The following is a 13861-nucleotide window of genomic DNA, read 5'->3' as shown; positions in this document are numbered from 1 at the left end:
TACAAATAGGTGATAAATTTTTAAGCCTTATTTCAAATCCTTAAATTTGCAATATCTAATAAAAAATAATGGAAAGTAAAAAAGAATTCTTCTTAGAGTGTTACAAGCTAGGGATCATCAAATTTGGAAGGTTTACCTTAAAAAGTGGTATTGAAAGTCCATTTTATGTAGACTTAAGACCTTTAGCTTCAGATCCGAAAATTTTAAAAAATCTGGCCAATTATTTATTGGAAATGCTTCCATTAGATAATTTTGATCTTATCTGCGGAGTTCCTTATGCTGCACTTCCGATGGCTACTGCAATGTCTTTGGAAAGTTACATTCCATTAATTATTAAAAGAAAAGAAGCTAAAAGCTACGGTACTAAAAAGCTGATTGAAGGTATTTATCAGAAAGGCCAAAACTGTCTTTTAGTGGAAGATGTTATTACTTCAGGAAAATCTTTATTGGAAACGATTCCTGAAATAGAGCAGGAAGATCTGAAAGTTTCAGATATTGTTGTGGTTTTAGATAGAGAACAGGGAGGAAAGCAGCTTTTGGAAAGCAAAGGTTACAGAGTTCATACTCTTTTCAACATTTCAGAGGTATGTGTTATTCTTCAGGAAACAGGAGAATTATCTGATGAAGAAGTAAAAAGAATTCAGGACTTCCTACAGGGTAATCATATCCAGTTTGAAGAAGAAATCAGAGCCTCTTATGAGCAAAAACTGAACAGTGCCCAACATTCTGTTTCAAAGAAATTATTAGAAACCGCTTTGTCAAAGAAATCTAACCTTATTGCTTCCGCAGATGTTACTACAACACAGGAACTATTGGATTTAGCTGAAAAAGTAGGCCCCCATATCATTGCTTTGAAAACACATATCGATATCATCTCAGATTTTGACTATGAAAAAACAATTCGCCCATTAAAAACTATTGCTGAAAAACATCAGTTTTTATTAATGGAAGACAGAAAGTTTGCAGATATTGGAAATACCCAGGAGCTTCAGTTCACCAGTGGAGTTTTCAAAATTACAGATTGGGCAGATTTTGTAACCTCACAGGTTATCGGTGGATTTGAATCATTGGATTGCTTTAAAAATGTAGGAGTGGTAGCCATTGTAGGGATGTCTTCTAAAGGGGCCTTAACTACTGCCAGCTATCGTGAAGATGCTTTAAAAGTAGCTTTATCCCATCCTAATGTAATCGGTGGTGTATCCCAGAATAAAATTCCTGAAGACCTTTTATTGTTTACCCCTGGAGTGAATTTAGCTGATTCAGGCGATGGTAAAGGCCAGCAGTACAATACTCCCGAACATGTTTTTAAAACCTTACATACAGATTTCATCATCGTAGGAAGAGGAATTTATAAATCAGACAATCCGGAAGCTTCAGCGCTAACTTATAAAACTGAGGGTTGGAATGCCTATATTAATTCTTTGGAAAAAAAGGCAACTCAGGGTTAAAAATCCTATAAAGTATTTACAAAATAAGTTATATTTGGTACTTTATCACTTATATTTGAAAAAGATCACGTTTTGCCTTATTTTGTTTTTAGGAGTTGTACAGGTTTCTGCACAGAAAGACAGTATATATATTGAAGCAAAGTTATCTGCTGACAGAAAAACGCTTGAAGTCAATCAGGAAATTGTTTATTACAATCACTCCGACAAGCAGCTTCAAACCGTAAAACTCCTGAACTGGATTTCCGCCTATCATAAACGTGGAACCGCATTAGTCTACAGGAAACTGGAAGACAGAAACAATGATTTGCACTTTGCAAAGCCTGAGCAGTTGGGTAAGCTTCTGGAACTGAGTATTAAAAATTCAGAAAACCAGCCTATTGCTATAAATACTCTTTCGGATGAAAATTTATTTCTTCCTCTGAAAGATGCTTTACAACCCGGCGAAGCCGTTACGTTAAAATTACAGTACCGGATACAGCTTCCTGATAAAACATTTACAGGATATGGAACAGCCGGCCAGAATACAGCCTTAAAATATTTCTTTATTGTTCCGGATCAATTTGATCCGGACAATATTTCTAAAAAAGAATACCGTGATATTGAAGAATCTGTAAGTTTTAATACTTTCTGGACCGTCAATTTTGATATTCCTGTCAATAATTTTATCGAAAGTAACCTTCCTCAGGTTCAGATGAATTCTTTTAAAGGATACCTGGATTCTGACCCGGAATTTATAATTTCCACCAACAGCTATCCTTCTATTAAGGTTGATGTTGACGGCTTCAGTTCTGATATTAAATTTGGGTACAATCTGAAACCTGAAGAAAAACAAAACCTGGAATTCCTCCTACCTTTACAGTTGAAATTCCTTAAAGATAAAATTGGTTTTGTTCCGCAAAACCTTTTCATTTCTGATAAATTCAGGGCTAAGGAAGATTTCTTCGGAAATAATGATATCAGATTCTGGAAATTCAAATTCCAGTTATTTACAGATGCTGAAAAAACCGACCTTGATTATTTTGGAATCATAACCAAAAAAATTCTTGATGAAAATATCATTGCTGATAAAGAGAAAGATCACTGGTTTAAAAATGGCTTAAAATCTTATCTTGAAATTCAGTATCTGAAAAAATTCTATAAAGACACCAAACTTTTAGGGGCTCTTCCGGAGACCAAGTTATTCGGAATTAAGCCTTTAAAAATATTTCATGCATCAAAAGTTAAGCTTCTGGATCGTTATGGTTTGGCTTACCAATATATCATGCTGCAAAATCTGGATCAAAAGATTGACGACAATTTTTCTTCACTAAGTAACTTTAATGACATGGCTGTCAGCAGTTTTGAAACAGGAAGCCTATTTGATTATTCTGCTGATAAAATGGGAAATGACACCTTCAATGGTATCATAAAAAATTATATTTCACAAAATTCCGGAAAAAAAATAAAGCCTGAAGAATTTCTGAAAGGCCTTAGCGAAAAAGATAAAGCTTCGGGATATCTCACCAATTTCCTTAAGCTGAAAAACAGGGTTAATTTTAAACTGAAAAACATACGAAAAGAGAATGATTCTCTACATATCAAAATCACAAAAAATACAGATGCCTCTATTCCGGTAAAACTTGAAACCCAAACACGGGAAGGAGAGAAAAAAGCATATTGGATAGAAACAGAAGAAAATAAGAATAATAATGAATTACTTCTTCCGGCGTCAGATAATATTTATAAAGTCACATTAAATACAGGCTATAGCTTTCCGGAATCAAACTACAGGGATAATTTTCTGTATGCAAAAGGTATATTTTCGAATGCTAAAAAAATAAAGCTTAAGCTCATCAAAGACATTCCTGATCCTGAATACAATGAGATCTATATCAGTCCGAGAGTACGCTTTAATAATGCTTATGATAAATTTCTTTTAGGAATCAATCTTAAAAATCAATCATTCTTTGATCAGAAATTTTTGTATTCATTCACGCCAATGTACAGTTCAGGAACAGGAAAACTCACCGGTTCCGGAGCAGTCTCCTATTCTTTTCTGCCTGCTGAAAGTATTATTCGAAGCCTTACCTTTGGGGTTTCAGGATCTTATTTCCACTATGATTACGGATTGGCTTACCGAAAGGCATCGGTACTTTCCAATATCAGCTTCAGGAAAGATCCCCGGAGTACGATAAGCAGAAGTATTGGAATGTCTTATAATTATTTCGACAGGGATCTCAGCCCTGTTATGATTGCTAATAATGATTACAAAAAATATAATCTGTGGAGCTTAGGGTATGGTTACAGTGATAATCAGATGATTCATGAAAAGAGTTTCAGCCTGAGCACACAAGGAATGGAAGATTTCAACAAAGTTACTGCTGAAGCCTTTTACAGGTGGGAATTTGCCCCGAAACAAAAACTGAGCTTACGTTTATTCGCTGGGTATTTCGTAAGAAATGATACCCGAAATAATTTATTTAATTACGGAATTTCAAGAGTTTCAAATTATGCGTTCTCTTACAGCCTTTTGGGTGAGAGTGCTAACAGCGGCCTTCTTTCGCAGCAATTTATTTTAGCTGATGGAGGGTTTAAATCATTTATACCCGGCTCCGTTAACAAATGGATCACTTCCTTTAATGTAGATTCCAGTGTATGGAAAATATTTCATGTATATGCTGATGCGGGGATCTATAAAAATCAAAACCATCCTACCAAGTTTATATGGGACAGCGGTATTAAAGTAAGAATTATTCCGGATTTCCTTGAAATTTATTTCCCTATACAATCTTCACTAGGCTTTGAGCCTTCATTCAAGGATTACGCAAAACGTATAAGATATACGCTGGTTCTCAATCTGGGGACCATTATTAATGCTGCCAGAAGAGGCTGGTATTAAACAGGAAACAGATAAAACAATGGTTATATTCTAAACCGGATATTTAAAAATAAAAGGCTATCTTACTTTAAGGTAGCCTTTCTCTATAAAAATTAATCTCTTACAATTTTCTGAGAAATAGGAACATTATTAATTGTCCCTGTTACGAAATAAGTCCCTTTAGGCAATTCTGCAATATCGAGAGCTAAGACAGTTTTTGTAGGTGCTTTTTTCACAACGCGCCTGAAGGTATCATACACTTTAACATCGGTAATTTCGGATCCGAAAATGATCTCATTTCCTTTTATAAATGGATTTTGTACAAAACCGGACTTTGCAGTACCCTCAAGGGAGAAATCAACCAGATTATCATTGCTTGTACCCATTATTCTTTTGATCCCTGTTGTTATTGTTGGAGATGGAGCCGGCCCGTCACCCATAAACTGATCTGCATTAGAGCCATATCCTACAAAATCCAGCACATTGGATGATCCCGGTCCGGGAACCTGTACATTATCGGATGCCAATGCAATTTTTCCGGATACCCCTGAAATATGTATCCCCTTTGATTTATTAGGAGTTGCATCAAAATTAATTACCGTTGTAGCAATAAAATCAGGAGTTGGTAAATTGATGGTACCACCGCCAATCTCAGCCTCCTGAATCAAATAGGTTTGCTCCGGATTCAGAGTAATGTCAGGTAATGTATGATATTGGTTAAATGCCCCTACTGCCGGTGCATACTGAATAGTAGCTCCCGATAAAGAAACAGGAACACTTCCTATATTTTTTAAAATAATATAATTATTTTTTAATACAGCTCCGGAGTTTTCATTTCCTCCATAGATCTCATTAATAACGATTTGAGCATTTGTAAATACAGCAAACAGTACAGATCCAACAATAGTAAATATTTTTTTCATAGATGTTTAATTTTAGCAACAGGTTAATATAAAAATATCAAAAATAATACCATGGAATTGATAAATATTTAAAGCAACATGTTTAGGATATACCAAAAAACTACTGTTACAATGATTTTGATTACTATAAGAGTCCGAAGCTTCAATGAAGGGAACACGGTATTTACAGTAGAACCATGGGCTAATGAAATTAATTTCAGGTTTTATTACTATTTTTCCAGTATAAATAGCGACGTTATTATTCGTTCTTTTTGAGTGCTGATTTTATTAATGTTTCTGTACCGAACCAGCCCCAGTAAATACGGTGATTTGTAATTTTGCCATCTTTAATCTTCATTAATTCCAAAATATCAATTTGGTCACCATCGGGAGTCTCCCTCGGATATTCCCAGATTAATGTTTCTTTAGCCGTATAAGAATCTCCATTCCTATACCATCTTACCAATTCATTGGGGCGCCTTTTTGTCCCTTCTTCCAAAAACCGCAGAATTTCATTTTTACCTTTTAAGATCCCCGATTTTGTATCCAGAATTCTGGGTACAAGCGGGCTTTCAAAAACAGCATCTTCGGCATACAGATCAATCAGGTCCTGGGTTTGTATGTTTTTGGCATACAGGTGCCATTTTTCGTAAATATAGTTAAGTTCATTTTCCATCTTTAACCTAATATTTTTCAACTTTTCTCTATTGTAGAAAACTTCAATTTACAAAAAAATTGTTGTTCTTTATATAAGAAACCGTATTCGAGACAGAAGAGGTAGTATTGGAATAAATGGTCAACCGCAAATCAAAACTTTAGATAAAAAATCCGCTATTTCAATGAAATAACGGATCTATATTTTATCTAAAAGCTTAGTTTTAGTCTTTCAAAATCTTTTGAGATACCGGCTGATTGTTTACTGTACCGGTTACAATATAGTTTCCTTTTGTAAGTTCAGCTACGTTTACAGTTCCGTTTTGTTTTACAGAAGCTGTTTTCACAACTTGTCCATACATATTGAAAACTTTTACATCTTTTACATCAGCTCCAAAAGTAATTTCTTCATTTTTAACGAAAGAATTCTTTACAAAGTTTCCTGATTTTCCATTTTTAAATTCTGAAACGGCTAATGTTGGAGAATATACTTTGGCCACTAGATTATCAATGGAGATATTCCCAGTTCCTGAAGTAGCACTTCCACCCTGTCTGATAGCTACCCCACCAATTGTTGCAGAAGCACCTCCTGTTCCTGTACTGTTTGTAAGTAATGGCTGTGAATTGATTTGTAAAGTCGCTGTATTTGTACCAGGAGTTACTGTATTATCAATAATATAAGTTACTGTAATATTGGCAGGTGTTCCATAAGGAATTTCAGTTCCATAAGTAGGTGTTACAGCTCCCGCACCGTTATTCAATACGCCTAAAGTATACCCTGATGCAGTTCCTTTAGCATAAAGTCTTGCATTAAAATTATTTCCCGGACTAGCCCCTGAAGTAATTGTAAACATTAAAAAATAATCTCCAGATGTACTTAAACCCGCTGCACTGGCTACATTAATTGTAGCAGAATATTCGGCTTTGCTAACGGCAGTTGCACTAATAGTATACAAAGATGAAAATGCTTTATTTACATCTTCTGTATTTCCTGCAACTAAATTAGCAGCAGTTCCGTTAGATGTCAATTGTCCCGGAATAGCTCCACTGTGAGTAACCCAGCCATTTGCATTAAGAGCTCCTGTAAAACTAAAATCTTCCGTCAAAACGGTAGTTTGCGCATTCATAAAACCAATAGCAGAAGCTATTCCCAAAATAGTAAAGATTTTTTTCATTGTATGATGATTTAAATTTATAGCTTAAAAGTACAAAAAAACCATCACTCTACTAAAGTGATGGTGTATATTTAACAATTAGTTAAAATTATCTTTTAATAACCTTCTCAGAAACGTTTTTACCGTTTACAATTCCTGTTACAAAATAAATACCTTTTTGAAATTCAGCTACATTTAAACTTCCGTTTTCTCTCACTGAAGCTGTTTTGATCAATTGTCCACTTACATTGAAAATTTTAACTTCTGATTGTACTCCGAAGTAAATTTCATTTTCAACTGAAGTATTTTTAACAAAAGATTTGCTTGAAATTCTATTTTCTCCTGTTGCCAAGGTTCCTCCCTGAGGTGTTAAGGAAAAGTCATCTATAGCAAGACCGTCATCAGACTGATCAGCATTAAAATCAACAAACCGGATCCAAAATGTCTGTCCTACAGGAATATTTAGCGCCGTAATTGTTGAACTAAGTGCCGTTCTATAGCTTGCAGCATTCCCATCTCTTAGTCCTGCAGTTCCTGTAGCGTTAGTGGTTTCATAGGTTAAAGCTGAAACAGCAGTCCATGTTCCTGTAGTCAATGACGCAGCATCCGTGCTGTATTCAAATATAATTTTATCATTACTCCCTCTGTTCAGCTGTCCCATTCTCCATTCTTCACCAGTATACGATATTTGAAGATCTGTAATTTGATTTCCTGTATCATTTTTAAACTGAGCACCCCATCTTGATAATAAGTTACTGCTCGCCACAGATCCTAATGCTCTGTCTGTGCTGCCTGCTGATCCATAACTATAGGTATTTCCAGCATTTAAAGCTCCTGTATCTGCTGCGTATGTAGAATTTGCATTAGCTCCTGTCTCTAGAATGCTCCACCCTGCTAAACCTCCGGTTAAAGCCAGGGAACCTGTTCCCGTATTTACCAATTCATCAAAATTCTGAACGTAAGGAGTGTTTAGTGTCGTTAAGCTAATTTGACCAAATGCAAAACCTGTTAAACAAAATAAAGCTAACGAATAAAATTTTTTCATGATTAAAATTTAAATATTAATAATTTCAACCGCTAAATTATAGCTAAATTTCAGTCATTCGCAATAATTACATTAATTTTTTGTTAATAATACTAAACCCCATTCCGTTAACATTTTTTAATTATTTTTACGGATTATTTTCAGGACTTGCGGAATTTTATTCTACTATTCGTATTCTTCTTTTTAGGCATCTTCTCAGGGAGTGCCCAGGTATTTTCATGGAAAAACCCCAATGTGCCTGAAGACAGTATAAAAAAGGACAGTATTCTGGCTGCAAGGCTAGAACAGGATATTTTCACAAAGGATACCCTTGACTTTATAAGGACGAATAATAAAATTATTATTGATGAAGCTGTACTGGCTAAAAATGATAAAAAAAGATTTTTAGGAGAACTGAATTCTAAAGGTTCCATCATCCGGGGGATTACTTTTGGGAATAATCAGGGGCAATCTGTACAAAGTTCTATGGATCTTCAGATTTCAGGACGCCTTTCCAAGGATGTAACCATTCTGGCGAGTATTTCAGATCATAATCTACCAATTCAGGCTGATGGATATACGCAAACTCTGGAAGAATTTGATAAAATTTATATGCAGCTTAATATTAAGGATAAATCTATTCTTAGAGCCGGGCATTTAGATCTTGTTGAATCTAAAAATTACTTTGCCAAATATCAGAGAAGAAGCATGGGACTACAGTTTCAGACTGAATTTGGAACTGAAAATAAAACGCTTGTAGATGTTTCTATGGGAGTTGCACGAAGTGAGTTTCACAGAATCCGTTTTCAGGGGGTAGAAGGAAACCAGGGACCTTACCGCTTAACAGGTAAAAACGGGGAACAGTTTATCACACTGATCTCGGGATCTGAGCAGGTATTCATTGACGGTATTTTAATGAAGCGTGGTGAAAACCAGGATTATATCATCAATTATAATACGGGCGAGGTTACTTTTACCAGCTTCCGCCCTATTTTCCAGCAGAATTTCATTACCATCTCTTATAATTACGCCAACAGAAATTATTCCAGATATTTATTTACGGGTAAACTGGAGCATCAGAGGGAAAAGTTCAAAGTAGGCCTTAACTGGTTTATGGAAAATGATAATAAAAATGCACCTCTTTCTTTAAACCTGTCTAAAGAGGATGAGGAAATTCTTGCCAATGCCGGAAATGACCCTAATTTGATGTATGCTCCATCGGGGGTTGTTACCGAATATGATGTCAATAAAATCTTATATATTTTACATTCAAGTCCTACCGGAGACTTCTATGAGTTTTCCACAGATCAGAATGGAACACTTTATCAGGTTTCCTTTACTTATTTCGGAGCCAACCAGGGAGATTATAAAGTAGCACAAACCACTAATAACGGGCGTGTTTTTGAATATGCAGGACCCAATGGTGGTGATTACAGAGCCGTAAGAAAGCTTCCTTCTCCTCAAAAATCCCAGGTTTTCTCCTTAAACTCAGAGTATTTGTTACATGAAGGAAAAATAGGCACTGATATTTCCATGAGTAACTATGATATCAACTTATTCTCCTCAAAAGATTCTGATCAGAACATTGGATATGCCTGGCGAATTTTTGGAAATAAAAGTTTTACTAAAAACAACTGGAAAGGAACTCCAAGTTTTGAATACCAGTATATCGACAGACAATTTCATATTCTGGACCGTATCAATGATGTAGAATTCTCCAGAGACTTCAACTTAGTACAGGAATTCAACAACAGAACTCAAAACAGGTTCACTTTCAGCTTCCTGAATAAGTGGAATAATAAATCTACCTTAAATTACCGTATTAACTATCTGAATGAACAGGATTCTTATAAAGGAATTAAAAACGACCTGGATTTTGGTTGGATCAAAGGAAAATTCTTTACGAAAGGAAACTTTTCATTCCTTAATACCAATGCAACACTGCAGGATACCAAGTTTATCCGTGGTGGTGTTTCCACAGAATATACCGGTAAAAAAGGCAGCTGGACTATCGGAGGGAGCATGGAACATAATGAGAAAAAGTACAATGATACTCAACTCCTGGATGTGACCAGTTTCAGCTGGAAAGAAATTTTTGTTCAAAAGAAAATTGGCGACAGCACCCGAACCAAATTGCTTGCAAAAGTATACATGAGGGATAATGACTCTGTACGTGATAACAGGCTTCAAAGCATGAACAATATTTTGGGAATCATGGCAGAGAGCCAAATCATCAAGACTGAAAGAACTACTTTAAATGCGTTAATTCACTATAGAAAATTCTTCTATCAAAATGATATTGCTGATGCCGTAACCAGAAATAATGATTTTGTGGTTGGAAATATCCTTTACAATCAACAGCTTTTCAGAAACGGAATGCGTTTACAGGCATTCTATGAATTAGGAAACGGACAGGAGGCACAAAGAGAATTTCAATACATTAAAGTAACTGATGGACAAGGGGTTTATAAATGGACTGATTATAATGGAGATGGTATTCAGCAGCTGGATGAATTTGAGATCGCAGAATATTCGGATTTAGCGAAATATATTCGTGTTTACACCAATTCTGTACGATATATTCCTTCCAATAAAAATAAGCTGCAGCTGGCTTTATTTGTGAATCCTGCTATTGTATTTAATTCTGAAAATGCATTTTTAAAGCGTTGGAACTTCAATATTTCATTAAATTCTCAAAACTCTTTCTATAAAAAAGATAGGGTGCTGGTTCTTAACCCTTTTGAAAAAAACAGTGATCAGATTCTTAAAAACCAGAATATACTGACCTCTGTACAGTTTAATCCTACCGACAAATCCGGCTGGAACGGGAACTACCGGTTTATATCTAATGACAATCTTATCAATGCCAACTTCAGCAGTGAAGAGCGTGAGCAGATTTCTCATTTCCTGAATATAGGATATTGGTTCAATAAAGAATTCAGGGTAGACTGGGAAAACTCAATACATGATATTAAAAATTCTTCGCAGCTGTTTGCAACAAGAGATTACCGTTTAAATAATATGGAAACCAAGCCAAAGGCTACCTATAAATTTACTGATGCTATCCAGACTGAGCTCTCCGCTGCTTACCGCAAAAAAGAGAGAGTGGACGGAGAAGAAAACCTTAAAGCCTTTGATATCACCGGAACCATTCAGTGGGAGCGTAAAAAAACATCAATTCGTGGGAATTTCTCATTCATTAACAATACATTCACCGGAAACAATTACAGTATTGTAGGAAACCAGATGCTGGATGGTTTAAAGCCCGGAAAAAACCAAGTATGGAGTATCTTCATTCAGCAGGCAATCAATTCTTTCATTCAGCTAAATTTAAATTACGAAGGAAGAAATTCTGGCGACAGAACAATCCATATCGGAAGTATGCAGGTAAAAGCAAGCTTCTAAGGCTTGAAGACATTAGGAAGACAATGCTATACGCGCATATCTTCCATTCTTAGACGCTTAAAATCACCCCATCACACTCATAGATATTATCATATTTTCTAATCCTTAGAATTTTGTAAATTTGCACCATGATAAAAATAGGCAATATAGAACTGCCGGAATTTCCACTTTTGCTGGCTCCGATGGAAGATGTAAGTGATCCTCCGTTCAGACGTTTGTGTAAAATGCATGGTGCAGATTTAATGTATTCGGAATTTATTTCTTCTGAAGGCTTAATTCGTGATGCTATGAAGAGCCGTAAAAAGCTGGATATCTTTGATTATGAAAGACCTGTCGGAATACAGATCTTTGGAGGAGATGAAGAAGCAATGGCTATGTCTGCAAGAATTGTAGAAACGGTAAATCCTGATTTAGTTGATATTAATTTTGGGTGCCCTGTAAAAAAAGTGGTGTGTAAAGGAGCTGGAGCAGGAGTTTTGAAAGATATTGACCTTATGGTTCGTCTTACAAAAGCAGTGGTAAGTTCTACTCATTTGCCGGTGACCGTTAAAACCCGTTTGGGCTGGGACAGTACATGTATCAATATTGATGAAGTGGCAGAGCGCCTGCAGGAGACGGGAATCAAAGCGCTGACGATACATGCCAGAACCCGTGCCCAAATGTACAAGGGAGAGGCAGACTGGGAACATATTTCAAGAATAAAACAGAATCCAAATATTGAAATCCTTATTTTTGGAAATGGGGATATCGATTCTGCTGAAAAAGCATTGGAGTATAAACAAAAATATGCATGCGACGGAATTATGATTGGACGCGCAGCTATAGGCTATCCCTGGATATTTAATGAGATTAAACATTTCTTTAAAACAGGTGAACATTTACCTGAACCAACCGTAGCAGACCGTTTGTTAGCAGTACGCCAGCATGCTGAATGGAGTGTAGAATGGAAAGGGGAAAAATTAGGATTAATTGAAATGCGTCAGCATTACAGTAACTATTTCCGCGGGGTTCCTCACTTTAAGGAATTCAGAAAAAAATTCCTGGAAGTTTTCACATTGGAAGAAATGAGCAGCCTTATTCTGGAAACTCAACAGTTTTACGAAGAATATCAGGCACAGGCATAATAAACAAAACCATCAAAATGAATTTGATGGTTTTTTATTTATATTGTGTCAATGTTAATATCCTTCTGATGATGGTTGATTCTTAATTAATGCCAATGCTGAGGAAGTTCCAATTCTTTTCACTCCCATATTGATCATTTTTTCGGCATCTTCGGGAGTTCTTACTCCTCCTGCTGCTTTTACAGGAAGTTTTCCAGCATTATCCAGCATTATTTTCACGCCTTCAAATGTTGCTCCGTTAGGTTTTCCACCAGTGGTTTCAAAAAAACCTGTTGAAGATTTCACAAAAATGTGAGGAAAATCTTTTTCTGCAAAATTTTCTTCAGCCCAGTTGGAAATCTTTTTGGTAAGATCAGCAATTTGTTCATCTGTTAAAGCTGCAATTTCGATAATCCATTTTACAACCTTATGGTGTTCCAGCCCAAGCTGTGTACATTTTACAAATTCATCTTTTACCAAAGCTATATTTCCTTCAAGGTATGCCTTGTAATTAATAACAAAATCCAACTCATCTGCTCCATCTTCAATTGCTGTTGAAGCTTCTGCAAGCTTTTCATCAATAGAGTATGTTCCTTCATGAAAACCTATTACAGTTCCCACTGCAACATTTGAATCTCTTTCCTGAATATATTTTTTGATCTCTGCTACATAATCCGGACGGATCATTACAGCAAACAAACCATTATCAATAGCTTCCTGAGCCAGTTCCTTATCTTTTTGAAGAGTTTCTCCGTGTGAAATTCCTGATTGCTCAGGCGTTTTCAAGTAAGTGGAATCCAAATATTGTCCTATGTTCATATCGTTATACTTTCAATTGTCTGTAAATACCTTGTTCTAGAGATATAAAAGTTTCTGTTCTGGTTACTCCTTTTAGCTTCTGAAGCTTGCTAAGGATCTGCATCAAATGATCATTATCTTTACAAAGAACCTTCAGGAATATGGTGTAATTTCCTGTAGTATAATGGGCCTCCACTACTTCATTAATATCATGCAAAGATTTTACCACGTCAGGATAATGACTTGGCTGATCCAAAAACACACCGATATACGAAATCACCTTATATCCAATTTTCTTAGGATTAAGGAACGAGATCGAGTTTTCAATAACGCCTGCGTGTTCCAGTTTTTTAATTCTTTGATGTACTGCTGTTGTAGAAATTCCAACATTTTTTGAAATGTGTGCTAAAGAAGTTTTAGCATTGTCCATCAACATGTAGATGATTTCTTTGTCGATTGAATCTAAATGATAACTTGTGTTACTCGAATTTTTCATTTTCTACTTTTTTATTATTT

Annotated in this window: 10 protein-coding genes; 4 read left to right on the top strand and 6 right to left on the bottom strand. The window is 35.6% G+C overall.

Features of this window, described 5'->3' with window-relative positions; genetic code table 11:
• The first annotated feature begins 68 nt into the window (after positions 1-68).
• Positions 69-1448, top strand: a complete 1380-nt coding sequence (gene pyrF, locus MP478_RS12700; RefSeq protein ID WP_230038021.1) for an orotidine-5'-phosphate decarboxylase — start codon at positions 69-71, stop codon at positions 1446-1448.
• Positions 1449-1503: 55 nt separating this feature from the next.
• On the top strand, positions 1504-4326 hold the full coding sequence (locus tag MP478_RS12695; protein ID WP_257200654.1) for an aminopeptidase: 2823 nt from the start codon (positions 1504-1506) through the stop codon (positions 4324-4326).
• A 92-nt stretch (positions 4327-4418) separates the two neighbouring features.
• Here MP478_RS12695 and MP478_RS12690 read toward each other — a convergent pair whose 3' ends face one another.
• The 4 genes from MP478_RS12690 to MP478_RS12675 all read right to left on the bottom strand — a co-directional run bounded on the left by MP478_RS12690 (position 4419) and on the right by MP478_RS12675 (position 8060).
• Positions 4419-5228: a T9SS type A sorting domain-containing protein gene (locus tag MP478_RS12690; protein WP_257200653.1), complete on the bottom strand. Its 810-nt coding sequence runs from the start codon at positions 5226-5228 to the stop codon at positions 4419-4421.
• A 238-nt stretch (positions 5229-5466) separates the two neighbouring features.
• A complete protein-coding gene (locus MP478_RS12685; RefSeq protein ID WP_257200652.1) occupies positions 5467-5883 on the bottom strand; it encodes a nuclear transport factor 2 family protein in 417 nt (138 codons plus the stop codon).
• 202 nt (positions 5884-6085) lie between these two features.
• A complete protein-coding gene (locus MP478_RS12680) occupies positions 6086-7036 on the bottom strand; it encodes a T9SS type A sorting domain-containing protein (RefSeq protein WP_257200651.1) in 951 nt (316 codons plus the stop codon).
• A gap of 88 nt (positions 7037-7124) precedes the next feature.
• On the bottom strand, positions 7125-8060 hold the full coding sequence (locus tag MP478_RS12675) for a T9SS type A sorting domain-containing protein (protein ID WP_257200650.1): 936 nt from the start codon (positions 8058-8060) through the stop codon (positions 7125-7127).
• A gap of 147 nt (positions 8061-8207) precedes the next feature.
• Between MP478_RS12675 and MP478_RS12670 the strand changes: the two genes are divergently transcribed.
• The gene (locus MP478_RS12670; RefSeq protein WP_230038033.1) at positions 8208-11444 is read left to right on the top strand and encodes a hypothetical protein; all 3237 of its coding nucleotides are present in this window, start codon (positions 8208-8210) and stop codon (positions 11442-11444) included.
• A gap of 128 nt (positions 11445-11572) precedes the next feature.
• Positions 11573-12568, top strand: coding sequence for a tRNA dihydrouridine synthase DusB (gene dusB, locus MP478_RS12665; RefSeq protein WP_257200649.1), 996 nt, complete (start codon positions 11573-11575; stop codon positions 12566-12568).
• A 54-nt stretch (positions 12569-12622) separates the two neighbouring features.
• On the opposite strand, the gene deoC is transcribed toward dusB, so the two are convergent.
• Positions 12623-13366, bottom strand: a complete 744-nt coding sequence (gene deoC / locus MP478_RS12660; protein ID WP_257190924.1) for a deoxyribose-phosphate aldolase — start codon at positions 13364-13366, stop codon at positions 12623-12625.
• Positions 13367-13370: 4 nt separating this feature from the next.
• Positions 13371-13841, bottom strand: coding sequence for an Lrp/AsnC ligand binding domain-containing protein (locus MP478_RS12655; protein WP_047490188.1), 471 nt, complete (start codon positions 13839-13841; stop codon positions 13371-13373).
• Positions 13842-13861 lie beyond the last annotated feature (20 nt).

The organism is Chryseobacterium sp. WG14, from assembly GCF_024586945.1.
GTDB lineage: Bacteria > Bacteroidota > Bacteroidia > Flavobacteriales > Weeksellaceae > Chryseobacterium.
The sequence above is the reverse complement of the archived record's forward strand: the minus strand, read 5'-3'. Positions and strand labels throughout refer to the sequence as shown.

Excerpts from the sequence above, each read along its gene's own strand:
- pyrF (WP_230038021.1), top strand. The coding sequence starts at position 69 with ATGGAAAGTAAAAAAGAATTCTTCTTAGAGTGTTACAAGCTAGGGATC.
- MP478_RS12690 (WP_257200653.1), bottom strand. The coding sequence starts at position 5,228 with ATGAAAAAAATATTTACTATTGTTGGATCTGTACTGTTTGCTGTATTT.
- MP478_RS12685 (WP_257200652.1), bottom strand. The coding sequence starts at position 5,883 with ATGGAAAATGAACTTAACTATATTTACGAAAAATGGCACCTGTATGCC.
- MP478_RS12680 (WP_257200651.1), bottom strand. The coding sequence starts at position 7,036 with ATGAAAAAAATCTTTACTATTTTGGGAATAGCTTCTGCTATTGGTTTT.
- MP478_RS12675 (WP_257200650.1), bottom strand. The coding sequence starts at position 8,060 with ATGAAAAAATTTTATTCGTTAGCTTTATTTTGTTTAACAGGTTTTGCA.
- dusB (WP_257200649.1), top strand. The coding sequence starts at position 11,573 with ATGATAAAAATAGGCAATATAGAACTGCCGGAATTTCCACTTTTGCTG.
- deoC (WP_257190924.1), bottom strand. The coding sequence starts at position 13,366 with ATGAACATAGGACAATATTTGGATTCCACTTACTTGAAAACGCCTGAG.
- MP478_RS12655 (WP_047490188.1), bottom strand. The coding sequence starts at position 13,841 with ATGAAAAATTCGAGTAACACAAGTTATCATTTAGATTCAATCGACAAA.